Raw genomic sequence first — 23593 nt, forward strand, 5'->3', positions numbered from 1 at the left:
AGAAATATGACAACGCCAAATATTATTATGACCCGTATCGATGAACGGTTGATTCACGGGCAAGGACAACTTTGGGTAAAATACTTAGGTTGTAATACGGTCATTGTCGCCAATGACGAAGTGAGCACGGACAAGATGCAACAAACTCTGATGAAAACAGTTGTGCCAGACTCAGTTGCTATGCGTTTCTTCCCTTTACAAAAGGTGATTGATATCATTCACAAGGCTAACCCTGCTCAAACAATTTTTATTGTTGTAAAGGATGTGAAGGACGCTTTAACCTTGGTAGAAGGTGGTGTCCCTATCAAAGAAATCAATATTGGGAACATTCACAATGCCTCTGGTAAAGAGCAAGTGACACGCTCCATCTTCCTGGGTGAAGAGGACAAGGTAGCTCTTAAGGAATTGAGTCAAACGCATCAAGTAACATTTAATACGAAAACAACTCCAACAGGAAATGATGGAGCTGTTGAAGTCAACATTCTGGACTATATTTAAAAGAGGAGATTGTTATGTCGATTAATGTATTTCAAGCGATTTTAATTGGATTATGGACAGCTTTCTGTTTTAGTGGAATGCTGTTAGGGATTTACACCAATAGATGTATTGTTCTGTCATTTGGTGTCGGAATTATTCTAGGTGATTTGCCTACTGCTCTTGCAATGGGAGCTATTGGTGAATTGGCTTATATGGGATTCGGTGTTGGTGCTGGAGGTACTGTTCCACCAAACCCAATCGGACCTGGTATCTTTGGTACCTTGATGGCTATCACTAGTGCTGGTAAAGTCAGTCCAGAAGCGGCTCTTGCTCTCTCTACTCCGATTGCTGTGGCGATTCAATTCTTACAAACTTTCGCCTACACTGTACGTGCTGGGGCGCCTGAAACGGCGATGAAGCACTTGAAAAACCATAATTTGAAGAAATTTAAGTTCACTCTAAATGCAACAATTTGGTTGTTTGCCTTTATTGGATTTACCTTGGGTTGCTTGGGTGCCCTTTCAATGGATACCTTGTTAAAACTCGTAGATTACATTCCGCCAGTATTGCTTACAGGTTTGACAGTTGCTGGTAAAATGCTCCCAGCTATCGGTTTTGCGATGATCTTGTCAGTGATGGCTAAGAAAGAGTTGATTCCGTTTGTCTTGTTGGGATATGTTTGTGCGGCTTATCTAAACATCCCAACAATTGGTATCGCAATTGTAGGTACTATCTTTGCTTTGATTGAATTTTATAACAAGCCAAAAACAGCGGATCATGTGGTAGAGGAGGAAGCACACGATGACTGGATCTAACAAATTAACAAAACGTGATTATCTTAAAACGTCTTTGCGGGCATTCTTTTTACAAAATGGATTTAACTATAGTAACTATCAAGGGTTGGGATATGCCAATGTAATGTATCCTGCTTTGAAAAAACACTATGGAGCGGATCAGGAAGGTTTCTACCAAGCCTTGGAAGAAAACTGTGAATTCTATAATACCAACCCACACTTCCTGCCTTTTATTACCAGCTTGCACCTTGTAATGTTGGAAAATGGTCGCCCAGCAAAAGAAACACGTAGCATCAAGATGGCCTTGATGGGACCATTGGCAGGTATTGGGGATTCTCTCTCTCAATTTTGTTTAGCTCCATTGTTCTCAACCATCGCAGCTTCGTTTGCTCAAGAAGGCTTGGTTGTCGGTCCAATCTTGTTCTTCCTTGCGATGAATACGATTTTGACAGCTATTAAATTGTCAACTGGTCTGTATGGATACAAACTAGGAACAACTGTGATTGATAAACTAAGCGAACAGATGGCAACGATTTCTCGTATTGCCAATATTATCGGTGTAACCGTAATTGCTGGTTTGGCAGCGACATCTGTTAAGATTATGGTGCCGATTACCTTTGCTGCAGGGGAAGTAAAAGCAGACGCTAAACAAAGTATCGTAAGCATTCAGGGAATGCTTGATAAGGTTGCTCCAGCTCTTCTACCAGCCCTATTTACACTTTTAGTTTACTACTTGATCAAAGAAAAGAAATGGACAACATATAGACTCGTTATTTTAACAGTTATCATCGGAATTATCGGAAGCTGGCTTAAGATTCTAGCTTAATGGATACGACATTGTTTTATGGAATAGTGATTGTCTTGGCAGTGAGCCCCCTTTTACTGTCAAGCTTTCATTCTATTCGTCAGCAAAAGTTGCTTCGCAAACAGATGGAGCAACGACAAGAGTATTTAGCTTCTTTAACATCTGATGATGAAGTGTTGTTGTTGTCTGGAATTCATGGAAAAATCATTTCTATCAAAGATGACTTGATCTCTTTGCAGATTGCAAAAGGAGTCGTCATCTATGTAGAAAAGGAAAGTGTAATGGGAAAGACAAAAGAACTGCTTTTTAAGTAGTTCTTTTTCTGGTAATAGATAATGAAAGAAGAAAGAAGACAATTTTTTGAAAGAGTCGATGGGGACCAATGTCGTGACTATATCTTGTCTCACTGTTCAAAAGACTATGAGAAGGTCAAGCGTTCCCTTGAACGCTTGATGGACAATCGTTTTATGTTTGATAGTCCTTGGGATATGGAACCTTGTTCAAAAATCTATCAAATCCAGCCGATGGTGTGGAATCAAGTATTTGAAGATGATCCAGAATGGGCTTATATGCTCAATCGACAAGAATATCTCTTGCAGTTTATGATAGGGTATCTGGTAGAAGGAGATAAGGGCTATATTCAAAAGTGCAAGTTCTTTCTATTTGATTGGATTGAGCAGGTGAGAGAGTTTTCTCCTCAATCTTTGATGACTAGAACCTTGGATACGGGCATTCGTTCCTTTATTTGGTTAAAATTACTCTTGCTCCTCTTGAAATTTGACTTGCTAGAGGAGGAAGAGCTAGAGAAAATTTTGTTCAGTCTAGGAAAGCAGATTGACTTTATGAGAAGCCACTATCGTGCCAAGTACACTCTTAGTAACTGGGGGATTTTACAAACGATTCCGATACTTGCAATCTATCATTTCTTTTCAGATAAGATGGACCTAGAAGAAGCTTACCGTTTTGCTTCAGAGGAGTTGAAACAGCAAATTGAGACGCAGATTTTAGAGGATGGAAGCCAGTTTGAACAGTCGATTCTCTATCATGTAGAGGTTTATAAAGCCTTGCTAGACTTGTGTATATTGCTTCCAGACTTGCAAGATAGCTTTCAAGAGTTGCTGGAAAAGATGGCGACCTATATTCAAATGATGACAGGTCTAGATGGACGGACCTTAGTTTTTGGTGATAGTGATTCTACAGAAACGACAGAAATTTTGAGCCTGTCTGCTGTGGTTTTGAACAAGGAAGATCTTCTTAACGGTCTGGATGTTAAAGTCGATTTGCTTAGCCTCTTGTTCCTAGGGCGAGAAAAGGTCAAGCAACTGCAGGAATTTGAAAAGAGAGCTTGGCAGCCTAAGTCCATGATCTTTGAAGACTCTGGGCATGTCTGCATTAAGGATGAACATCGTTATCTATTTTTCAAAAACGGTCCGCTGGGAAGTGCTCATAGCCATAGTGACGAGAATAGTTTTTGCTTACAGTATCAAGGCCAACCGATTTTCATAGATGCTGGGCGTTATTCTTATCGGGAGATAGATGAACGTTATCTCTTAAAGAGTGCTTGGAGTCATTCGACCTGTATGGTAGATGGGAAAGCTCCAGAAAGGATCACGGGATCATGGGAATATGAATACTATCCTCACTCCCTGTTTTGTCACCACAAAGAAAGAGAGGGAGTGCATTATATTGAGGGGGCTTATTTGTCAGTAGATCCTGATTTGCCTTATCTTTACAGGAGAAAAATCCTCATGTTGGCAGAGGATGTCTGGCTCTTGGTAGATGATATCAGGTGTCAAGGTCAGCATGAGGCGTTGACCCAGTTTATTCTTGACAAGGATGTGACTTATCAAGATGGGGAAATCAATCAGTTGAGACTATGGAGTGAAGTTGATTTTGATTTAGAAGCTACCATTATTTCTCCTAAATACAATGAACTTGAAAAAAGTAGCAAACTCACCAAGCGCCAATTCTTTGAGAATCAGATGCTGGATTATACCATCATTGCGCATGAGAGTTTTGAAATCATCCTTCATTCTGTCTACCAGACAGATGGTCGTGAAGTGGAAAAGGCTCTGGCTTTTGAAGTGAAAAATGACGAAACAGACAAGCTGATTCTGTTATTAAGCGAGGATATTTGTGTAGGTGAAAAATTATGCCTCGTTGACGGAACAAAAATGCGTGGGAAATGTCTAGTATATGATAAAATAAATGAGAGAATGATTCGCTTGCAGTGCTAGAAATAGGCATTTTGAATGGTGAATATGTTATACTAAGTATTAGTAGGAGGTGTTTTAGATTGGAGAAGAAACTGACCATAAAAGACATTGCAAAAATGGCTCAGACCTCGAAAACAACCGTGTCATTTTACCTAAACGGGAAATATGAAAAAATGTCCCGAGAGACACGTGAAAAGATTGAAAAAGTTATTCATGAAACAAATTACAAACCGAGCATTGTTGCGCGTAGCTTAAACTCCAAACGAACAAAATTAATTGGTGTTTTGATTGGTGATATTACCAACAGTTTCTCAAACCAAATTGTTAAGGGAATTGAGGATATCGCCAGCCAGAATGGCTATCAGGTAATGATAGGAAATAGTAATTACAGCCAAGAGAGTGAGGACCGGTATATTGAAAGCATGCTTCTCTTGGGAGTAGACGGCTTTATTATTCAGCCGACCTCTAATTTCCGAAAATATTCTCGTATCATCGATGAGAAAAAGAAGAAAATGGTCTTTTTTGATAGTCAGCTCTATGAACACCGGACTAGCTGGGTCAAAACCAATAACTATGATGCCGTTTATGACATGACCCAGTCCTGTATCGAAAAAGGTTATGAGCATTTTCTTTTGATTACAGCGGATACGAGTCGCTTGAGTACTCGGATTGAGCGGGCAAGTGGTTTTGTGGATGCTTTGACAGATGCTAATATGCGCCACGCCAGTCTAACCATTGAAGATAAGCATACGAATTTGGAACAAATTAAGGAATTTTTACAAAAAGAAATCAATCCCGATGAAAAAACTCTGGTATTTGTTCCTAACTGTTGGGCCCTACCTCTAGTCTTTACCGTTATCAAAGAGTTGAACTATAACTTGCCACAAGTTGGGTTGATTGGTTTTGACAATACGGAGTGGACTTGCTTTTCTTCTCCAAGTGTTTCGACGCTGGTTCAGCCCGCCTTTGAAGAAGGACAACAGGCTACAAAGATTTTGATTGACCAGATTGAAGGCCGCAATCAAGAAGAAAGGCAACAAGTCTTGGATTGTAGTGTGAGTTGGAAAGAGTCTACTTTCTAAGATGAAAGGGAAATGACTTGTGACCTCTGTTAAGAAATAAAAGAATCCCACCTAGAACGAACTAGGTGGGATTCTTTGCCTATAAAATGAGAAATTAGCGAATCTTGCTCTATTTTTTAACGTGTTCCGATAAAAAGGCATAGGTCATGGTTCCAAAGATGGCACCAATACCCAACCCCAACACTAGTAAAGGGAGCATTTTATCGAACTGGGAGAGATTGTCCCAAAAGGTATCGAGGGGGAGATGCTGAACAAAGAGTTTGTGAAAGGCTGATAAGACAAACAAGCCAATTGGAATACTGATGAATACACCCCAACTACGAAGGTTGATTTGGCTTTTGCTGTAGCTTTTGTGATGGATTTCGGACTGGTCATCCTTGTCCAAATGTAAGTCGCGAACTGCTAGTCTCGACCTAGATGAGAGGACGAAGATAAGTCCAAAATAGAGGTAGGGCATGGCATCTCGAACCAACTCTATGAAGCGTCCAAATAGGAGATAGAACAAGAAGAGTAGGAGGGAGGAGTATTCGATTTGGATCAAGGCACGGGCACAAGCCTTGTAAATCATCTCTTGACGGCATTCATCAAAAGGCCCTTGTATGTGAAAGAATAGTTTGAGTAAGCGAGTGGTGAAATCTTCTTTTTTCATGGGAGTAACCTTCTAAATGAACGATTTTTGATTGACTTCTTTAAAGAGTTGATAGAGAGTATAGAAGTAAACCAAATTAAAAATGATACAGATTATTAGAAATACCAGGTATCTCCAATCCATAGGATTTGTTAAAAGTTGTGGAAAGGATACGAGGATAAAACAGAGAGATGCGTTTAGAAGACGTATTTTTTTTGATTGGATTTTCTGGAATCTCTGTCCCTTGTTCAATACAGGAAGGAATAAAAGAAAGATAATCAAGAAAGGATGCTCAATATGTCCAGAAAGTAGGAAAAAGGTAACAAAGATACTGATAAAAACATGACTGATCAGTAGTCTAGCTAGTGATTTTATAAGGAACCTCCTAGTCGTCTTCTTGGTCTTTCTTGGCTTTTCGAATGCGAAGAGAGACGATAATTTGTATGGTCACTCCGAAGAAGAGGGTAGCTAGGATAGTTGATACAAAATGCCCTGTATTTAAAAGAGAACCAAGATAATCCTTGCTATCATCGGTTAGGACATTCAGAAGCGGTATTCCAAAGAACATGCCCATGCCATAGATTAGACCGGCTTTTAGACCCGGAAGATGTAGCTGTTTGCTTTCTTTTTGACTCAGCATTTCGGGATCAATAGCTGTGATGCCCGTTTTCTTGGTTTGAGAGACCACATAGAGGGCAGCCATCATCGAAATGCCAAACACCACGAGAGGATAGCCGATAGCGACAATTTGTGGGTATTTATAAGCAAGGACAAAGGGGATGAGGTTGCCAAATATCATGAGATAAAAGAGAACGATAAAGACCTGATTCCCGATACGATCGGCCTCGCGCCGTTTGTGTTCGTCAAGGGGACCAGAAATACCGTATATGCGTTTGATGAGTTTTTCAGTGAGAGTTTCTTTTTTCATTTGTTTGCTCCTTTTTTAAAAATCGTCTTCCCAAAAGAGGCTATTGAGGTCAGTTTGGAGGCTGCGGGCGAGGTTGAGACAGAGTTCTAGGGTTGGATTGTACTTGTCATTTTCAATCATGTTGATGGTCTGTCTCGAGACACCGATATCTTTGGCGAGCTCGAGCTGGGAAATACCCAGTTCCTTGCGGAATTCTTTGACACGATTCATAGGGTCTCCTTTCTGATATGTCGTATATATTTGACTATATTATATTCTTTTGGGGATGAGATGTCAAGTATATATGACATATTTTTGAGAATTTTTTTCGAAGAAACTTAGCCTTGTCTGACAAGTGCAAGCTGGTCAGATTTGTGGTAAAATAGATAGGATATGACAAAAGAATTTCATCATGTAACGGTCTTGCTTCATGAAACGATTGATATGCTTGACGTAAAACCTGACGGTATCTACGTTGATGCGACTTTGGGTGGAGCAGGCCATAGCGAATATTTATTAAGTAAATTGAGCGAAAAAGGGCATCTCTATGCCTTTGACCAGGACCAGAATGCTATTGACAATGCGCAAAAACGGTTGGCATCCTATATCGAAAAGGGGATGGTAACCTTTATCAAGGATAACTTCCGTCATTTGCAGGCACGTTTGCAGGAGGCTGGTGTCCAGGAAATTGATGGAATTTGTTATGACTTGGGAGTGTCCAGTCCTCAGTTGGATCAGCGTGAACGTGGCTTTTCTTATAAAAAGGATGCGCCACTGGATATGCGGATGAATCAGGAAGCTCGTCTGACGGCCTATGAGGTGGTCAATCATTATGACTATCATGACTTGGTTCGGATCTTTTTCAAGTATGGTGAGGATAAGTTTTCTAAACAGATAGCTCGTAAGATTGAGCAAGCGCGTGAGGTGAAACCCATTGAGACGACGACGGAGTTGGCAGAGATTATCAAGTCGGCCAAGCCTGCCAAGGAGCTCAAGAAAAAGGGGCACCCTGCCAAGCAGATTTTTCAGGCTATCCGAATCGAAGTCAATGATGAGCTGGGCGCTGCAGATGAATCCATCCAGCAGGCCATGAACATGCTGGCTCTAGATGGTAGAATCTCGGTCATTACCTTCCATTCTCTGGAAGATCGCTTGACCAAGCAATTATTCAAAGAAGCTTCAACAGTGGAAGTTCCCAAAGGCTTGCCCTTCATTCCAGATGACCTTAAGCCCAAGATGGAATTGGTATCCCGCAAGCCAATCTTGCCAAGTGCTGAAGAGCTAGAAGCCAACAATCGTTCGCATTCAGCCAAGTTGCGCGTGGCTAGAAAAATTCACAAGTAAGAGGAAAAACATGGCAGAAAGAATCGAAAAAACAAGCCAGTTATTGCAAACGAAGTTTAAAGGTTTTTCACGTGTGGAAAAGGCCTTCTATGTTTCGATTGCTGCAACAATGATTATCCTGGCAATTAGCGTTGTGTTTATGCAGACCAAGCTATTACAAGTTCAGAATGAATTGACCAAGGTCAATGCTCAAATCGAAGAAAAGAAAACAGAGCTAGACGATGCCAAGCAAGAGGTCAATGAATTGATTCGTTCAGAACGTTTGAAAGAGATTGCAAACTCCAAGGATTTGCAGCTGAATAACGAAAATATCCGAGCAGCGGAGTAAGAAATGAAACAGTGGAAAGAAAAAATCATCCGTTATGCCGTTCGTAACCGTAAGTCTCCAGAAGAAAATCGCCGAAGAGTAGGGAAAAGCCTGAGTTTATTGGCTGTCATACTCTTCGCTGTCTTTTTGGTCAACTTTGCGGTCATCATCGGAACGGGTAAAAAATTTGGTAAGGACTTGGTTCAAGAAGCCAACAAGGTTCACCAAACAACCAAGACGATTCCTGCAAAACGGGGAACCATCTACGATCGTAATGGAACGCCTATTGCAGAGGATGCGACTTCGTATAATATCTATGCCGTTATTGATAAGACCTACAAGTCAGCAACAGGCAAAATTCTCTATGTAGAGGATTCTCAATTTAATAAGGTAGCTGAAATTTTCCATAAGTATCTGGATATGGAGGAGTCTTATGTCAAAGAACAGCTTTCTCAACCAGATCTAAAACAGGTATCCTTTGGGACCAAGGGAAATGGGATCACCTATGCCAATATGATGGCTATTAAAAATGACCTCAAAACTGCTGGTGTTGAGGGAGTTGACTTTACAACTAGCCCTAACCGCAGTTATCCCAATGGACAGTTTGCTTCTTCCTTTATCGGTTTAGCGCAACTCCATGAAAATGAGGATGGGACCAAACGTTTGATTGGGACATCTGGATTGGAGAGTTCTTTAAATAACATTCTGGCGGGTACAGATGGGATCATCACCTATGAGAAAGATCGTCTGGGAAATATTGTTCCGGGTACAGATCAAGCTTCTCAACAAACAGTAGATGGAAAAGATGTCTACACAACCCTTTCTAGTCCCTTGCAATCCTTTATGGAAACCCAGATGGATGCCTTCCAGGAAAAAGTAAAAGGCAAGTATATGACGGCTACCTTGGTTAGCGCTAAAACAGGGGAAATCCTGGCTACGACCCAACGGCCGACCTTTAATGCAGATACCAAGGATGGCATCACAAAAGACTTTGTCTGGCGTGATATCCTCTATCAAAGTAACTACGAGCCAGGGTCAACCATGAAGGTGATGATGTTGGCTTCGGCTATTGACAACAATACCTTCCCTGGTGGCGAGTACTTTAACAGTAGTGAATTGAAAATAGCAGATGCGACCATTCGAGACTGGGACGTCAATGAAGGATTGACGAGTGGTGGCACCATGACCTTCTCTCAAGGATTTGCTCACTCAAGTAATATCGGAATGACCTTGCTTGAGCAAAAGATGGGGGATGCAACCTGGCTGGACTACCTCAACCGTTTTAAGTTTGGGGTACCGACCCGTTTTGGTCTGGCAGATGAGTACACAGGTCAATTGCCTGCTGACAACATTGTCAATATCGCCATGAGTTCATTTGGACAAGGGATTTCTGTTACCCAGACCCAGATGCTTCGTGCTTTTACAGCTATTGCCAACGATGGGGTTATGTTGGAGCCGAAATTTATCAGTGCCCTCTATGATCCAAATGACCAGTCTGTTCGTAAGTCTCAAAAGGAAATTGTCGGAAATCCTGTGTCAAAAACAGCAGCGTCCTCTACTCGGGAGCACATGGTCATGGTCGGAACAGATCCTGTCTACGGTACCATGTACAACCACAGTACAGGAAAACCAAATGTCAATGTTCCAGGTCAGAATGTAGCCCTCAAGTCTGGTACAGCCGAAATCGCTGACGAGAAAAATGGAGGCTACTTGGTTGGTTCTACCAACAACATTTTCTCAGTTGTGGCTATGAACCCTGCCGAAAATCCTGATTTTATCTTGTATGTAACGGTTCAACAGCCTGAACATTATTCAGGTATCCAATTGGGAGAATTTGCCAACCCAATCTTGGAGCGGGCTTCAGCTATGAAAGAATCCCTCAATCTTCAGTCAACTGCCAAGAACTTGGATCAGGTCAGCAAGACGACAAGCTATGCTATGCCGGCTACCAAAGACTTTACTCCGGGTGACCTAGCAGAAGAATTGCGCCGAAACCTGGTCCAACCAATTGTTATCGGAACAGGAACCAAGATCAAGGAACTCTCGGTTTCTGAAGGAGATAATTTGGAAGCCAATCAGCAGATCTTGATCCTGTCAGATAAGGTCGAAGAAATGCCTGATATGTACGGCTGGACAGATGAAAATGTGCAAACATTTGCTAAATGGCTGAATATAGAAGTCGAGTGGGAAGGTAGTGGCAAAACGGTCAAGAAACAAAGTGTCCGTGCCAATACAGCCCTCAAAGACATTAAAAAAATGAAAATAACTTTAGGAGATTAAGATGATTAGTTCCATTAGTGCTGGAGTTCTATCCTTTCTATTGACCTTGATAGGTATTCCAGCCTTTATCCGATTTTATCGAAAAGCACAGATTACAGGTCAGCAGATGCACGAGGATGTCAAGCAACACCAAGCTAAAGCTGGAACTCCAACCATGGGAGGACTTGTCTTCCTGATCGTTGCAGTTGTTGTGAGCTTCCTTGTCGCTCTCTTTACCCAACAATTGACCAACAATGTAGGCATGATTTTGTTTATCTTGGTTTTGTATGGTTTGGTAGGATTTTTGGATGATTTCCTCAAGGTCTTTCGTAAGATTAACGAAGGCTTAAATCCCAAGCAAAAACTTGCTCTCCAGCTCCTTGGAGGAGTGATTTTCTACCTCTTTTATGAGCGTGGTGGCGATATGCTTTCAGTCTTTGGCTACCAAGTTCATCTAGGCATTTTCTATATTTTCTTTGCCCTTTTCTGGCTAGTTGGCTTTTCAAACGCAGTAAACTTGACAGACGGGATTGACGGCTTAGCAAGTATTTCCGTGGTGATTAGCTTATCGGCCTACGGTGTGATTGCTTATATGCAAAATCAACTGGATATCCTTCTTGTGATTCTTGCCATGATTGGTGGTTTGCTAGGTTTCTTCGTCTTTAACCACAAGCCTGCCAAGGTCTTCATGGGAGATGTGGGAAGTTTGGCTCTTGGTGGGATGCTGGCAGCAATCTCTATGGCCCTCCACCAAGAATGGACCCTTTTACTGATTGGGATTATCTATGTCTTTGAGACAAGCTCTGTTATGATGCAGGTTACCTACTTCAAACTTAGTGGTGGAAAACGTATTTTCCGTATGACACCTGTGCATCACCATTTCGAGCTTGGAGGATTCTCAGGCAAGGGCAATCCTTGGAGCGAGTGGAAGGTTGACTTCTTCTTTTGGGGAGTTGGGCTTCTAGCAAGTCTCTTGACCTTAGCCTTTTTATACCTACTGTAAAACTAACTTTTGATGACAAAATAAAACAGGATGAAGGTGATCTTCATCCTGTTTTTGTGTGTTTAAAGGTTAGTTGGAGTCATCCTTTCTCCCTTTTAACATAAAAGTGGCTGTAAGGGCTAGGCTGAGTCCTGCTAAGAAGAGGAGTGGGTTGGACACTTCTCCTGTTGCTGGAAGTTCTTCTTTAGGAGAATGATTTCCAGCTTTAGCAAGGCTCGGACTAGCTGGAAATTGTTCAGCCTCGTGTGCTGAGGTTTCTGCATCTGAAGTACTTGGTTTTTCCTCTGTGTTAGAGCTTGTTCCAGTTGCTTGATAGACGACAGCATAGGTACTGAAATGATTAGTGATGAATTCTACCTTTCCGTCTCGAACGGTGAAATCAAGGACTTGCAACTCCTTGGTTGGAGTGATGTAGTAGATGTTTTCTACGCTAGCTGAAACAGGCAAGCGAACTAAGACAGCGCCTTTTGGCTGTACGCTATGATCTGTTGGATTTTTAAGTTGTAGGTCGTAAGCGTCATAGGTCTTGCCAAAGAGTTCTTGAGCTAGGACACGTCGGCTAGAAACGTGAGAAATTCCTTCTAAGTCGCTGGCTCCACCGATGATTTCTACTCCAGTCTCCTTATCTTTTAAGACTTGAACTGGATAGTCAGGAAGGCTAAGGCTTGGAGCGGCCTGATCTCCGCTAGTTCCGATAGGTTTAGTGTATTCAGGTTTTTCAACAGTAGGAGTTTCCTCTTGACCTGCTGTTCCGATAGGTTTGGTGTATTCAGGTTTTTCAACAGTAGGTGCTTCCTCTTGACCTGCTGTTCCGATAGGTTCGGTGTATTCAGGCTTTTCTACAGTAGGAGACTCTTCTTGCCCCGCCGTTCCGATAGGCTCGGTATATTCAGGAATTTCAACTGTTGGAGCTTCTTGTTCTCCCGCAGTGCCGATAGAATCAGTGTATTCAGGTATTGTCACTGTAGGCGGTTCTTCTTGCCCTGCAGTACCGATAGGCCCAGTGTACTCAGGTTTTTCAACAGTAGGAGCTGGTTCCTCTCCCTTGCTTGTAGTTGGCTGACTCTCGTCAACCTTTTTCTCTTCCTTTTTAGTAAAGACGGCTACGATAGGGCTGCTTGTGGTAGTACCTTGAATGGTATAAGCTTCAATGGCATTTCCAGCTTTGCGATTGGTTTCTTCAGGGATTGGGATTTGAACCTGATTGTCTTGGATTGATAGGATAGTCTGATCTCCACTTGTAACTAGATGCGTTTCATCCACCTTACGCAAAACTAGAGGATCTTTGACACCTGGGAAGGTCACTGCGATGGCTTCCCAATCTCCAGCTGGTAGGCTTAAGGAAATTTCTTTGTCATTTTCCTTAAGAGGCGCGATGCTCGGGCTATCTATACCAACAGCAGGGGCTTTGATGATATCAAAGGAGTCTAGAGAGATTTTCTTGCGACCTTCTGGCGAATCTGGGTCAACTTGTAATGTCAGGGTGTGCGGACCGTTAGTAAGGTTTGTAAATTCGCCAATAAAGGCTCTCTTTTCGGTCGCACCTGAAGTGTAGAAGTCTAGACTTGGCATTTCTTTGCCATCTAGTGTAACACGTGCTCGTCCAAGGGCAAGGCTCTTCAAGCCATAAATACGAATGCCCGTCCCTGTAAAGGAAATAGTTGCCTGAGCTTCTGAAGCTGCACTAGAGTCGCTGTTGTTGATGTCAGCGTATTTTTCCGTACCACCGTAGAGTTCAGGGTCAGACCAGTCCTTAAACTGGGAACCATACTGGATGCGCGAATCACGATCATCCATTTTTTCAATCGTATTTCCTGCTCCTGCTAGGATCTTGAAGTAGTCTAAGGAAATTTTCGAGCGCTCACTACCACGTCCTTTGTGCTCACGTTTAACACGAAGAGTCAATGTGTGAGGTCCGTCAGATAATCCTGCGAAGCGACCGATGAGACTACCTTTTTCAGTTGCCCCAGCAGTATGGAAATCAAGCTCGCCGACTTCTTTGCCATCAATTTTAGCAGTGGCAAGACCTAGTTCAGATGATTTCAGTCCATAGATTTCGATACCAACGCCAGTGAAAGGAATGGTGGCAGTGAGATCTTCGTCTGTGTAGTCTCCTTTTGAAAGGTCAGCAAATTTCTCTGTTCCTCCAAATAATTCTGAGTCTGCCCAGTTTCCAAAGGCAGCTCCGTACTGGATGCGGCTATCTCGGTCGTCCATCAACTCGCTATAGGTTTCGACAGTGGCCTGTTCAGAAACTTGTGTGGAAACTTCGCCCAGCATAGCCTTGACAGTATAAGTATAGGCGAGTTGAGGATTTAGTGATCGGTCAATAAAGTGGGTTTGATTGGTTACAAATTCTCTGGTCGCAGAGGTTTGGCCAGTTTCGTCTTTCACTTGTCTTTGGATGACATAGTGGGTAGCGCCTTCTACTTGGTTGAAGGTAAGTTCGGCAGTGACTCCATTTTGTCGAACGGCTGTCAGACTGGTCACACGGCCAGGGAAATGTTCAAAGGTAATGACGTCACCTTTTTGCGTTGCAAGCTGGATACGATTATCTTTAAGGATCGTTGCCTTGACTGGTTTGCCATTGACCTTGATTTGGCTAGCTTCGATATTTGGATAATCTACAACCAGGTCTCCACCGACATTTGAAAGGAAGGACAAGCTTTGCAGGTTTTTATCTTTCCACTTCATGCTGACTTCAAAGTTACCACGGGCAACCAAGCCAGAAACTTGACCGTCTTTCCATGCATCTGGAAGGGCTGGCAATGGTGCAATATAGCCAGTGTGTGATTGGAGAAGCATTTCTGCCATCCCACTGGTCGCTCCAAAGTTTCCGTCGATTTGGAAAGGCGCGTGGGTATCCCAAAGGTTTTCTAGAGTTGAGTACTTGAGCTGTTCAGCGAGTAAGCGATGGGCACGGTTACCGTCCAGCAGACGAGCCCAGAGGTTGATTTTATTGGCCTTAGACCAACCAGTCCCCCCATCTCCACGGTGATTCAAGGTAGCACGCGCAGCCTCTAGGTATTCAGCCTGGTCCTTGCTAAAGAGCGTACCTGGGAAGAGACCAACTAGATGGGAAACGTGGCGGTGGTGATTTTCAATCCCTTCATTGGTGAATTGGGGACTGTCCTCCTCGTACCATTCCTTGATGCGTCCCTCTTTGTTGATGTGAAGTGGTTTTAGTTTGTCAAATTTAGCCTTGACCTCTGTGACTAAGTCTTGGTCGACATTCAGATGGTTGGCGACTTCCATGTAGTCGTGGAATAACTGCCAGACTAGCGATTGGTCAAAGGTATTTCCGATGGTGATGGTCCCGTGTTCTGGCGAGTAGGATGGGGAAGACACCCAACGGTCGCTTTCTTTGTCGTAGTGCAAGAAGGAGTTCCAGAACTTAGCGGTCTCCTTGAGCATTGGATAAATCTTTTCTTTGAGATAGGTTTCATCCTTGGTGAACTTGTAGTAATCATAGACGTTTTGCATCATCCAAGCGTTAGCAGCTGGAGACCAACCCCAATAGTAATTCCAACCTGGAGTAGTCCAGCCAAATGGTGTCGCCTGGGTGTGGACCAGCCAACCATTTTCTTGTCCGTCTTTGGATTCGATGCCAGCGTATTCCTTGGCAGCAATACGACCATAGTAGCGCATGTCATCAATGTAATTGATCATGGGCTTGGCAGTTTCAGCCAGGTTGCTCATGTAGGCTGGCCAATAGTTCATTTGCAAATTGACATTGAGGTGGTAGTCAGCGTTCCAAGGTGGATTGTCTACAGCATTCCAGACTCCTTGTAGGTTGGCAGGAAGAGCATCTGTCCGATCACGAGACGAACTAATCAATAGATAACGTCCGTATTGGAAGAAGAGTTCTTCCAGTTTTTGTCCTTTTTCTGGGTTATAGCCTTGAAGGGCCTCTTTTGTCGTTTGAGCAGTCTTGTTTCCACCTAGGTTTAGTTTAACGCGGTTAAAGAGACTTTGATAGTCCTTGATATGGTCCTTTTTAAGTGTCTCGTAGTCTTTGGCCTTAGCTGCTTCGACAATCCCTTTAACTGTTTTTTCGAGGTCAATGTCTTTTCGATAGTTGGTTTTTGGATTCTGAGCAAAGTTAGTCTTGGCACTGAGATAGAGAGTTGCATAACTTGCGCCTGTAACGGTCAGAGTTTCGTCCTGAACAGTCACCTTTCCGTCCGTTTTAATTCCTAGATAGGATGCAAATTTGAGGCCGTTATCTTTGACAGTTCCCTTTAGAAGGATTCCGTTTGCATCTGTAGTGACATGACCATTCTTATAGTTGGAATATTCCCAAGAGTAGTTGCCGTTAGCAAGCAAGTCTTCTGTCAAACTGTTCCAAAGGGTAAAGTCAAGTGTCTTGTTTCCTTTTTTGGTCAAGTGGGTCACAGTGACATCATCAGGATAGCTGGAGAAGGTTTCGCGTTTGAAGGTCGTCCCATCTTGGGTGTAGGAAGTGGTCGTAGTGGCTTCTGTGATATCCAGATTACGATGATAATCAGTTACAGTATCTAGTCCTTTCTTCTGGTTATTAAAGACCATGAAGATATCTCCAAAGGCTAGGTAACGTCCATACTGGGCGTTGTTTGGTCCAACTAGATTTTGTTCAGCTAACTGTTTTGCTTTTTGACGGTCTCCAGCTTCGAGGGCTTCACGAATCTCCGCCAAGACCTTGTAGCGATCCTTGTAGTTTCCTCCATTATAGTCGGTGCTATCGGGTTGTGGTCCTCCTGACCAGAGGGTCTTTTCGTTGTACTGGATTCTCTCTTCGCCAATCAGACCGAAAACCTTGGCTCCCATCTCTCCATTTCCGACAGGAAGGGCTTGTTTTTCCCATCCATCATAGGAGGGAGCTGTTGGCTGATCGTAGTTGAGTTGATAGTTTTCTTGCTTTGTCACCGGCTGATCTGCTTTTTCAGGTTCCTTATTTTCTTTAGCTTCTACAATGGCTTCTTCACTAGCTTGACTATTTGTCTTTTGAGTCTCGTTAGCTGGCTTGCTTTCGGAAACTACTGGACTTTCGGCTAGAGACGGATTTGTAGTTTCAGTCGCTTCAGCTGCTTTGGGTTCACTATCAGGCTTAGTGATTGCTTCGACAGAGGTTGGTTCAGTTTGCTTGACCTCAACACTGTCTGCAGCTACAGTGTGGTTGACTAGAAAAACAGCTCCCAGTAAAACAGAAGCAGTCCCAATCGTCAGCTTGCGAATGCTATAGCGACAGGATTTCTCCCAAAAGTGTTTTTTCATAAAACCCTCCTTTGTGTATTCGAAACCGCTTATATTTTATAAAGCAGTTTCGTTTATTTTGTTTCTATTTATCTCCTCACCTCCCATTCTAATGGTCGTTTAGCATTTGTCAAGAGGTTTTTGGTGAAAAACATATTTGAGATTGCTTTTTCTTAAAAAAGTAGAAGAAAGAGAGGAAAGGGTGGAATTATTCGTAATTTCATAATTCATTCTGATTGTAAGACTAACTTAGAATTAGCTTAACCCCCTCCCTGAAAGCGTAAAACAAACTAGTCAGGAAAGTCACTTTATGGTATAATATAGAAGACTCAAAAAGAAACAGGAGAAAAAGAATGGATTTACTTTTAGCAATTATCTTGATTGTGTTAGCTTTTCTAGGAGGAGCTCTTGGAGGGATGTACTTGGTTCGTAAGCAAATCGAAAAAGAATTTGCAGACAACCCACGTTTGAACGCTGAGGCGGTTCGTGCTCTCTTGAGCGCAAATGGTCAAAAGCCAAGCGAAGCCAAGGTACAACAAGTTTACCACCAAATCATCCGCCAACAAAAAGCAGCCCTTGCTAACAATAAAAAGAAAAAATAAATAGGAAAAGTCTGGGATGAAAGTTCCAGACTTCTCACTATGTTCAATAGTTCTCAAGGATAAGACTTTTTCCTTGCATTCTATTGATATTTGATTATGATTAAAAGAGAGGCAGTTGCCATTCTATCAAGCTGTCTATCCGATCGTTCAGGACAAGGAATCATGATGAACTATCAATCAGAAAAAAGACTAGAAAGAAGACTATATGGATAATCGACCAATTGGTTTTTTGGATTCGGGTGTCGGTGGCTTAACCGTTGTTCGTGAGCTCATGCGCCAGCTTCCCCATGAAGAAATCGTCTATATTGGAGATTCGGCACGGGCGCCCTATGGTCCCCGTCCTGCTGAGCAAATCCGTGAATATACTTGGCAGTTGGTCAACTTTCTCTTGACCAAGGATGTCAAAATGATTGTCATTGCTTGTAACACTGCGACTGCGGTCGTCTGGGAAGAAATCAAGGCCCAACTAGATATTCCTGTCCTAGGTGTGATTTTGCCGGGAGCTTCGGCAGCTATCAAGTCCAGTCAAGGTGGGAAAATCGGAGTAATTGGAACCCCCATGACAGTCCAATCAGATATCTACCGTCAGAAAATCCATGATCTGGATCCGGACTTACAGGTGGAGAGTTTGGCCTGTCCAAAGTTTGCCCCCTTGGTGGAGTCTGGTGCCCTGTCAACCAGTGTCACCAAGAAAGTGGTCTATGAAACCCTGCGACCCTTGGTTGGAAAGGTGGATAGCCTGATTTTGGGTTGTACCCATTACCCACTCCTTCGCCCCATCATCCAAAATGTCATGGGACCAAAGGTTCAGCTCATCGATAGTGGGGCAGAGTGTGTACGGGATATCTCGGTTTTGCTGAACTATTTTGAAATCAATCGTAGCCGAGATGCGGGACCTCTTCAACATCGTTTTTACACAACAGCCAATAGCCAAAGTTTTGCCCAAATTGGAGCAGAATGGCTGGAAAAAGAGATTCATGTGGAGCATGTAACTTTATGACAAACAAAATTTACGAATACAAGGATGACCAGGACTGGTATGTCGGTGTCTGGGATGTCTATGGAGGTATCTACAGCCTCATCAAAGATCCTCTCGAGCTTGATTTTATGGATTTAGCGCGGATTTTTCGTGACGAAGAAAATGGCTTTCCGATTACGATAACGGTGATGCGCTGGTCTTCTAACTTCCGTCTGCTCTCCTTTATCGTTGAGATTTTAAATGCTGAAGCAGGTCGCAATCTAGAAGTCATCCAACGTCAGGGAGCCCTGCTCTTGGTTGAAAATGGACAGCTTTTGCATGTCGAATTGCCTAAAGAAGGAGTCGATGTAGAAGCCTTCTTTGAAACTAACAAGGTCAGAGAAACTCTGCTCATTGCGACTCGTAACGAGGGCAAGACCAAGGAATTCCGAGCTATTTTTGACAAGTTAGGTTATGATGTGGAAAATCTCAATGACTATCCAGATCTACCTGAAGTAGCTGAAACAGGCATGACCTTTGAAGAAAATGCCCGCCTGAAGGCAGAAACGATTTCCCAATTAACAGGCAAGATGGTTTTGGCAGATGATTCTGGTCTCAAAGTCGATGTCCTCGGCGGTTTACCAGGAGTCTGGTCAGCGCGATTCGCTGGTGTGGGAGCGTCTGATCGTGAAAATAATGCCAAACTCTTGCACGAATTGGCCATGGTCTTTGAACTCAAGGACCGCTCAGCTCAATTCCACACAACCCTAGTCGTAGCTAGTCCAAACAAGGAAAGCTTGGTGGTTGAAGCTGACTGGCCGGGCTACATTAACTTTGAACCAAAGGGGGAGAATGGCTTTGGCTATGACCCGCTTTTCCTTGTGGGAGAGACAGGTAAGTCAGCAGCAGAATTAACCCTTGAAGAAAAAAATAGCCAATCCCACCGTGCCTTAGCCGTTAAGAAACTTTTGGAGGTATTTCCATCATGGCAAAGCAAACCATCATTGTAATGAGTGACTCCCACGGAGATAGCTTGATTGTGGAAGAAATCCGTGATCGCTATCTGGGGAAAGTTGATGCCATTTTTCACGATGGTGACTCAGAACTCCGTCCAGACTCTCCGCTCTGGGAAGGTATCCATGTCGTCAAAGGAAATATGGACTTTTATGCTGGCTACCCAGAACGTTTGGTAACTCAACTTGGTCCAACCAAGATCATCCAGACGCATGGACACTTGTTTGATATCAATTTCAACTTTCAAAAGTTGGACTACTGGGCTCAGGAAGAAGATGCCGATATCTGTCTCTATGGTCACTTGCATGTGCCAAATGCTTGGATGGAAGGCAAAACACTCTTTTTAAATCCAGGCTCCATCAGCCAACCACGAGGGACCATCAGAGAATGTCTCTATGCTCGAGTGGAGATTGATGACAGCTATTTTAAAGTAGACTTTTTGACACGTGACCATGAGGTTTATTCAGGCTTGTCCAAGGAGTTTGCTCGATGATTGCCAAGGAATTTGAAGCATTTTTACTGGAGCAGGAAGAGACTTTTCTTACCCCTGCTGAGAATCTAGCAGCCTTGATTGATACCCATAACGCTGACCATGCGATTTTAGTGTTGAGCCAAATCACTTATACCCGTATCCCTGTTGTGACCTTTGACAAACGCTTTGTTGGAACCATTGGGCTGAGAGACATTTTGGCTTATCAAATGGAGCAAGGTTTGACGGATGAGCAGATGGCAACGACAGATATCGTTCATATGACCAAGACGGATGTGTCAGTTGTCGCTCCAGACTATAACATCACAGAGGTCCTCCATAAACTGGTAGATGAACCCTTCTTGCCAGTCGTAGATGGTGAAGGAATTTTCCAAGGAATCATCACGCGCAAGTCTATCCTCAAGGCTGTCAATGCTCTCTTACATGACTTTAGTAAGGAATATGAGATTCGATGCAAATGAGAGATAGGATTTCAGCCTTTTTAGAGGAAAAACAGGGCTTGTCTGCCAATTCCAAGCAGTCCTATAAGTATGATCTAGAGCAATTTTTAGACATTGTGGGTGAGCGGATCTCTGAGACCAGTCTTAAGATTTACCAAGCCCAGCTAGCCAATCTAAAAATCAGCGCCCAGAAGCGAAAACTTTCGGCCTGTAACCAATTTCTCTACTTTCTCTATCGAAACGGAGAAGTGGACAGCTTTTACCGTCTGGAATTAGCCAAACAAGCTGAAAAGAAGACTGAAAAGCCAGAGATTCTAAATTTAGACTCTTTTTGGCAGGAAAGTAATTATCCAGAAGGACGCTTGCTGGCGCTTCTTATCTTGGAAATAGGTCTCTTGCCAAGTGAGATTTTAGCCCTTAAGGTTGCAGATATCAATCTGGATTTTCAAGTGCTGCGAATCAACAAGGCTTCCCAACAGAGGATTGTAGCCATTCCTAGGACCTTGCTTTCAGAATTGGAACCCTTGATGGGGCAGACCTATCTCTTTGAAAGGGGAGGGAAAGCCTATTCTCGTCAGTGGGCCTTTCGTCAGCTGGAGTCCTTTGTCAAGGAGAAAGGTTTCCCAGAACTATCAGCCCAAGCCCTACGGGAACAGTTCATTCTAAGACAAATAGAAAACAAGGTCGATTTGTACGAAATTGCAAAAAAATTAGGATTAAAAACAGTCCTGACCTTAGAAAAATATAGATAATGGATATTAAATTAAAAGATTTTGAAGGGCCGCTGGACTTACTCTTGCACCTGGTTTCTAAGTACCAGATGGATATCTACGATGTGCCCATTACAGAAGTCATCGAACAGTATCTAGCCTATGTCTCAACCCTGCAGGCCATGCGTCTGGAAGTGACGGGCGAGTATATGGTTATGGCCAGTCAGCTGATGCTGATCAAGAGTCGCAAGCTCTTGCCAAAGGTAGCAGAAGTGACAGACTTAGAGGATGACCTAGAGCAGGATCTTCTCTCTCAAATCGAAGAATACCGCAAGTTCAAGCTCTTGGGTGAGCACTTGGAAGCCAAGCACCAAGATCGGGCCCAGTACTATTCTAAAGCACCAACAGAGTTGATTTACGAGGATGCGGAGCTTGTGCATGATAGGACGACCATTGACCTCTTTTTGGCTTTTTCAAATATTCTAGCCAAGAAAAAAGAGGAGTTCGCACAGAATCACACGACCATTTTGCGGGATGAGTATAAGATTGAGGACATGATGGGTATCGTAAAAGAATCCTTGACTGGACGAGACCAGTTGCGTTTGCAGGATTTGTTCAAGGAAGCCCAGAATGTCCAAGAGGTCATTACCCTCTTTTTGGCGACCCTAGAGTTAATCAAAACTCAGGAACTGATCCTCGTGCAAGAGGAGAGTTTCGGAGATATCTATCTTATGGAAAAGAAGGAAGAAAATCAAGAGGCACAAAGCTAGACTTGATAGAGAGGAAAGATGAGTACTTTAGCAGAAATAGAAGCGCTCTTGTTTGTAGCAGGTGAAGATGGGATTCGAGTTCGCCAGTTGGCTGAACTCCTATCACTTCCCCCGACAGGCATCCAACAGAGTTTAGAAAAATTAGCCCAGAAGTATGAAAATGACCCAGAGTCAAGCTTGTCCCTGATCGAGACAGGTGGTGCATACAGATTGGTCACCAAGCCTCAATTTGCAGCGATTTTGAAGGAATACTCCAAGGCACCCATCAACCAAAGTTTGTCTCGGGCTGCCCTTGAGACCTTGTCCATCATTGCCTACAAACAACCGATTACCCGAATTGAGATTGATGCTATCCGTGGGGTTAACTCGAGTGGGGCCTTGGCGAAGTTGCAGGCCTTTGACTTGATACGAGAAGATGGGAAAAAAGAAGTTTTGGGTCGCCCTAATCTCTATGTGACTACGGATTATTTTCTAGATTACATGGGGATTAACCATTTAGAAGAATTACCAGTGATTGATGAGCTTGAGATTCAAGCCCAAGAAAGCCAATTATTTGGTGAAAGGATAGAAGAAGATGAGAATCAATAAATATATTGCCCACGCAGGTGTGGCCAGTAGGAGAAAAGCAGAAGAGTTGATCAAGCAAGGTTTGGTGACGGTCAACGGCCAAGTGGTGCGTGAACTAGCAACCACTATCAAAGCTGGCGATAAGGTTGAAGTTGAAGGACAACCTATCTACAACGAAGAAAAGGTCTACTATCTGCTTAACAAACCACGTGGAGTGATTTCCAGTGTGACAGATGACAAGGGCCGCAAGACTGTTGTGGACCTCTTGCCCAATGTCAAGGAGCGCATTTACCCAGTTGGACGTTTGGACTGGGATACATCAGGTGTCTTGATTTTGACCAACGATGGGGACTTTACAGACGAGATGATTCACCCCCGTAATGAGATTGACAAGGTCTATGTCGCGCGTGTTAAAGGTGTGGCCAACAAAGAAAACCTTCGTCCCTTAACTCGTGGTCTTGAGATTGATGGCAAGAAAACTAAGCCAGCTGTTTATGAGATTCTCAAAGTAGATCCAGTTAAAAATCGCTCTGTAGTACAGTTGACTATCCATGAAGGGCGCAACCACCAGGTTAAAAAGATGTTTGAAGCTGTCGGTCTCCAAGTGGATAAGTTGTCTCGGACACGTTTTGGACACCTAGACTTGACAGGCCTTCGTCCGGGAGAATCTCGCCGCCTTAACAAAAAAGAAATCAGCCAACTACACACCATGGCTGTAACCAAGAAATAATGAAACGAATCTTAATAGCTCCAGTACGCTTTTACCAACGTTTTATCTCACCAGCCTTTCCACCCTCTTGTCGTTTTGAGCCAACTTGTTCCAACTACATGATCCAGGCTATTGAAAAACATGGCTTCAAGGGTGTTCTGATGGGCTTGGCTCGGATTTTACGTTGCCATCCCTGGTCGCCAATAGGAAAAGATCCTGTCCCAGACCACTTTTCACTCAAACGGAATCAAGAAAAAAAATAACCCAACATCATTTGAT

Annotated in this window: 25 protein-coding genes; 20 read left to right on the plus strand and 5 right to left on the minus strand. The window is 43.2% G+C overall.

The genetic code is table 11. From position 1 onward, the window contains the following. Positions 1 to 6 precede the first annotated feature (6 nt). From DG474_RS01710 to DG474_RS01735, 6 genes are read left to right on the plus strand one after another with little or no spacing between them, the layout of a single operon-like run. Complete coding sequence (locus tag DG474_RS01710; protein WP_084944043.1) at positions 7 to 498, plus strand: PTS sugar transporter subunit IIB; 492 nt, start codon at positions 7 to 9, stop codon at positions 496 to 498. 14 nt (positions 499 to 512) lie between these two features. Further along, positions 513 to 1292, plus strand: a complete 780-nt coding sequence (locus DG474_RS01715; RefSeq protein WP_000026610.1) for a PTS mannose/fructose/sorbose/N-acetylgalactosamine transporter subunit IIC — start codon at positions 513 to 515, stop codon at positions 1290 to 1292. Further along, entirely contained in the window at positions 1279 to 2097 is an 819-nt protein-coding gene (locus DG474_RS01720) for a PTS system mannose/fructose/sorbose family transporter subunit IID (RefSeq protein WP_255778523.1), read from the plus strand. Before DG474_RS01715 ends, DG474_RS01720 begins: the two co-directional genes overlap by 14 nt. Then, complete coding sequence (locus DG474_RS01725) at positions 2097 to 2390, plus strand: preprotein translocase subunit YajC (RefSeq protein ID WP_000381735.1); 294 nt, start codon at positions 2097 to 2099, stop codon at positions 2388 to 2390. Before DG474_RS01720 ends, DG474_RS01725 begins: the two co-directional genes overlap by 1 nt. A 21-nt stretch (positions 2391 to 2411) precedes the next feature. Beyond that, positions 2412 to 4313, plus strand: a complete 1902-nt coding sequence (locus tag DG474_RS01730; RefSeq protein WP_255778528.1) for an alginate lyase family protein — start codon at positions 2412 to 2414, stop codon at positions 4311 to 4313. A 59-nt stretch (positions 4314 to 4372) separates the two neighbouring features. After that, a complete protein-coding gene (locus DG474_RS01735) occupies positions 4373 to 5374 on the plus strand; it encodes a LacI family DNA-binding transcriptional regulator (protein ID WP_255778531.1) in 1002 nt (333 codons plus the stop codon). Positions 5375 to 5483: 109 nt separating this feature from the next. On the opposite strand, the gene DG474_RS01740 is transcribed toward DG474_RS01735, so the two are convergent. Genes DG474_RS01740 through DG474_RS01755 form a run of 4 tightly spaced genes read right to left on the minus strand, consistent with a single transcriptional unit; the run spans position 5484 to position 7140 of the window. Beyond that, positions 5484 to 6023 (minus strand): DUF3278 domain-containing protein, encoded by a 540-nt coding sequence (locus tag DG474_RS01740; protein WP_000711213.1) that lies wholly within the window; start codon positions 6021 to 6023, stop codon positions 5484 to 5486. Between the two features lie 12 nt (positions 6024 to 6035). Beyond that, positions 6036 to 6377 carry a hypothetical protein gene (locus DG474_RS01745; RefSeq protein WP_000838129.1) on the minus strand — a complete coding sequence of 114 codons (342 nt, stop codon included), beginning with the start codon at positions 6375 to 6377 and terminating at the stop codon, positions 6036 to 6038. 10 nt (positions 6378 to 6387) lie between these two features. Next, positions 6388 to 6930: a DUF3278 domain-containing protein gene (locus DG474_RS01750; protein WP_255778534.1), complete on the minus strand. Its 543-nt coding sequence runs from the start codon at positions 6928 to 6930 to the stop codon at positions 6388 to 6390. Between the two features lie 15 nt (positions 6931 to 6945). Next, positions 6946 to 7140, minus strand: a complete 195-nt coding sequence (locus DG474_RS01755; protein WP_001082470.1) for a helix-turn-helix transcriptional regulator — start codon at positions 7138 to 7140, stop codon at positions 6946 to 6948. Positions 7141 to 7302: 162 nt separating this feature from the next. On the opposite strand from DG474_RS01755, the gene rsmH reads away from it, so the two are divergent. From rsmH to mraY, 4 genes are read left to right on the plus strand one after another with little or no spacing between them, the layout of a single operon-like run. Continuing rightward, on the plus strand, positions 7303 to 8253 hold the full coding sequence (rsmH, locus tag DG474_RS01760) for a 16S rRNA (cytosine(1402)-N(4))-methyltransferase RsmH (protein ID WP_042768033.1): 951 nt from the start codon (positions 7303 to 7305) through the stop codon (positions 8251 to 8253). A gap of 10 nt (positions 8254 to 8263) precedes the next feature. Next, positions 8264 to 8581 (plus strand): cell division protein FtsL, encoded by a 318-nt coding sequence (ftsL, locus tag DG474_RS01765; protein WP_000840795.1) that lies wholly within the window; start codon positions 8264 to 8266, stop codon positions 8579 to 8581. Between the two features lie 3 nt (positions 8582 to 8584). Beyond that, positions 8585 to 10840, plus strand: coding sequence for a penicillin-binding protein PBP2X (gene pbp2x, locus DG474_RS01770; protein WP_255778541.1), 2256 nt, complete (start codon positions 8585 to 8587; stop codon positions 10838 to 10840). 1 nt (position 10841) lies between these two features. Next, positions 10842 to 11822 (plus strand): phospho-N-acetylmuramoyl-pentapeptide-transferase, encoded by a 981-nt coding sequence (mraY, locus tag DG474_RS01775; RefSeq protein WP_084942793.1) that lies wholly within the window; start codon positions 10842 to 10844, stop codon positions 11820 to 11822. A 69-nt stretch (positions 11823 to 11891) separates the two neighbouring features. On the opposite strand, the gene DG474_RS01780 is transcribed toward mraY, so the two are convergent. Next, entirely contained in the window at positions 11892 to 17075 is a 5184-nt protein-coding gene (locus DG474_RS01780) for an SIALI-17 repeat-containing surface protein (RefSeq protein WP_255778548.1), read from the minus strand. 332 nt (positions 17076 to 17407) lie between these two features. Here DG474_RS01780 and DG474_RS01785 point away from each other — a divergent pair, with 332 nt between their 5' ends. From DG474_RS01785 to yidD, 10 genes are all read left to right on the plus strand, one after another. Further along, positions 17408 to 17656, plus strand: coding sequence for a YneF family protein (locus tag DG474_RS01785; protein WP_000364981.1), 249 nt, complete (start codon positions 17408 to 17410; stop codon positions 17654 to 17656). 205 nt (positions 17657 to 17861) lie between these two features. Further along, complete coding sequence (racE, locus tag DG474_RS01790; protein WP_000370379.1) at positions 17862 to 18656, plus strand: glutamate racemase; 795 nt, start codon at positions 17862 to 17864, stop codon at positions 18654 to 18656. Further along, the gene (locus tag DG474_RS01795) at positions 18653 to 19624 is read left to right on the plus strand and encodes a nucleoside-triphosphate diphosphatase (protein ID WP_255778553.1); all 972 of its coding nucleotides are present in this window, start codon (positions 18653 to 18655) and stop codon (positions 19622 to 19624) included. The genes racE and DG474_RS01795 overlap by 4 nt, the downstream gene beginning before the upstream one ends. Continuing rightward, positions 19600 to 20121, plus strand: a complete 522-nt coding sequence (locus DG474_RS01800; RefSeq protein WP_125414242.1) for a metallophosphoesterase — start codon at positions 19600 to 19602, stop codon at positions 20119 to 20121. The genes DG474_RS01795 and DG474_RS01800 overlap by 25 nt, the downstream gene beginning before the upstream one ends. Next, positions 20118 to 20579, plus strand: a complete 462-nt coding sequence (gene cbpB, locus DG474_RS01805; protein ID WP_217971062.1) for a cyclic-di-AMP-binding protein CbpB — start codon at positions 20118 to 20120, stop codon at positions 20577 to 20579. The genes DG474_RS01800 and cbpB overlap by 4 nt, the downstream gene beginning before the upstream one ends. Beyond that, positions 20576 to 21310 (plus strand): site-specific tyrosine recombinase XerD, encoded by a 735-nt coding sequence (xerD, locus tag DG474_RS01810; protein WP_304665623.1) that lies wholly within the window; start codon positions 20576 to 20578, stop codon positions 21308 to 21310. The genes cbpB and xerD overlap by 4 nt, the downstream gene beginning before the upstream one ends. Next, positions 21310 to 22038 (plus strand): segregation/condensation protein A, encoded by a 729-nt coding sequence (locus tag DG474_RS01815; RefSeq protein ID WP_255778566.1) that lies wholly within the window; start codon positions 21310 to 21312, stop codon positions 22036 to 22038. The genes xerD and DG474_RS01815 overlap by 1 nt, the downstream gene beginning before the upstream one ends. Positions 22039 to 22056: 18 nt before the next feature. Next, positions 22057 to 22626 (plus strand): SMC-Scp complex subunit ScpB, encoded by a 570-nt coding sequence (scpB, locus tag DG474_RS01820; protein WP_049520621.1) that lies wholly within the window; start codon positions 22057 to 22059, stop codon positions 22624 to 22626. Continuing rightward, entirely contained in the window at positions 22613 to 23335 is a 723-nt protein-coding gene (locus DG474_RS01825; protein ID WP_001222214.1) for a pseudouridine synthase, read from the plus strand. The genes scpB and DG474_RS01825 overlap by 14 nt, the downstream gene beginning before the upstream one ends. Continuing rightward, positions 23335 to 23577: a membrane protein insertion efficiency factor YidD gene (yidD, locus tag DG474_RS01830; protein ID WP_033606311.1), complete on the plus strand. Its 243-nt coding sequence runs from the start codon at positions 23335 to 23337 to the stop codon at positions 23575 to 23577. Before DG474_RS01825 ends, yidD begins: the two co-directional genes overlap by 1 nt. The last annotated feature ends 16 nt before the right edge of the window (positions 23578 to 23593 follow it).

The organism is Streptococcus oralis (genome assembly GCF_024399415.1).
Lineage (GTDB): Bacteria > Bacillota > Bacilli > Lactobacillales > Streptococcaceae > Streptococcus > Streptococcus oralis_CS.

Excerpts from the sequence above, each read along its gene's own strand:
- DG474_RS01725 (WP_000381735.1), top strand. The coding sequence starts at position 2,097 with ATGGATACGACATTGTTTTATGGAATAGTGATTGTCTTGGCAGTGAGC.
- DG474_RS01740 (WP_000711213.1), bottom strand. The coding sequence starts at position 6,023 with ATGAAAAAAGAAGATTTCACCACTCGCTTACTCAAACTATTCTTTCAC.
- DG474_RS01795 (WP_255778553.1), top strand. The coding sequence starts at position 18,653 with ATGACAAACAAAATTTACGAATACAAGGATGACCAGGACTGGTATGTC.
- DG474_RS01750 (WP_255778534.1), bottom strand. The coding sequence starts at position 6,930 with ATGAAAAAAGAAACTCTCACTGAAAAACTCATCAAACGCATATACGGT.
- DG474_RS01780 (WP_255778548.1), bottom strand. The coding sequence starts at position 17,075 with ATGAAAAAACACTTTTGGGAGAAATCCTGTCGCTATAGCATTCGCAAG.
- yidD (WP_033606311.1), top strand. The coding sequence starts at position 23,335 with ATGAAACGAATCTTAATAGCTCCAGTACGCTTTTACCAACGTTTTATC.
- DG474_RS01825 (WP_001222214.1), top strand. The coding sequence starts at position 22,613 with ATGAGAATCAATAAATATATTGCCCACGCAGGTGTGGCCAGTAGGAGA.
- pbp2x (WP_255778541.1), top strand. The coding sequence starts at position 8,585 with ATGAAACAGTGGAAAGAAAAAATCATCCGTTATGCCGTTCGTAACCGT.
- xerD (WP_304665623.1), top strand. The coding sequence starts at position 20,576 with ATGAGAGATAGGATTTCAGCCTTTTTAGAGGAAAAACAGGGCTTGTCT.
- DG474_RS01720 (WP_255778523.1), top strand. The coding sequence starts at position 1,279 with ATGACTGGATCTAACAAATTAACAAAACGTGATTATCTTAAAACGTCT.
- rsmH (WP_042768033.1), top strand. The coding sequence starts at position 7,303 with ATGACAAAAGAATTTCATCATGTAACGGTCTTGCTTCATGAAACGATT.
- racE (WP_000370379.1), top strand. The coding sequence starts at position 17,862 with ATGGATAATCGACCAATTGGTTTTTTGGATTCGGGTGTCGGTGGCTTA.
- DG474_RS01800 (WP_125414242.1), top strand. The coding sequence starts at position 19,600 with ATGGCAAAGCAAACCATCATTGTAATGAGTGACTCCCACGGAGATAGC.
- DG474_RS01755 (WP_001082470.1), bottom strand. The coding sequence starts at position 7,140 with ATGAATCGTGTCAAAGAATTCCGCAAGGAACTGGGTATTTCCCAGCTC.
- ftsL (WP_000840795.1), top strand. The coding sequence starts at position 8,264 with ATGGCAGAAAGAATCGAAAAAACAAGCCAGTTATTGCAAACGAAGTTT.
- mraY (WP_084942793.1), top strand. The coding sequence starts at position 10,842 with ATGATTAGTTCCATTAGTGCTGGAGTTCTATCCTTTCTATTGACCTTG.
- cbpB (WP_217971062.1), top strand. The coding sequence starts at position 20,118 with ATGATTGCCAAGGAATTTGAAGCATTTTTACTGGAGCAGGAAGAGACT.
- DG474_RS01710 (WP_084944043.1), top strand. The coding sequence starts at position 7 with ATGACAACGCCAAATATTATTATGACCCGTATCGATGAACGGTTGATT.
- DG474_RS01815 (WP_255778566.1), top strand. The coding sequence starts at position 21,310 with ATGGATATTAAATTAAAAGATTTTGAAGGGCCGCTGGACTTACTCTTG.
- DG474_RS01785 (WP_000364981.1), top strand. The coding sequence starts at position 17,408 with ATGGATTTACTTTTAGCAATTATCTTGATTGTGTTAGCTTTTCTAGGA.
- scpB (WP_049520621.1), top strand. The coding sequence starts at position 22,057 with ATGAGTACTTTAGCAGAAATAGAAGCGCTCTTGTTTGTAGCAGGTGAA.
- DG474_RS01730 (WP_255778528.1), top strand. The coding sequence starts at position 2,412 with ATGAAAGAAGAAAGAAGACAATTTTTTGAAAGAGTCGATGGGGACCAA.
- DG474_RS01715 (WP_000026610.1), top strand. The coding sequence starts at position 513 with ATGTCGATTAATGTATTTCAAGCGATTTTAATTGGATTATGGACAGCT.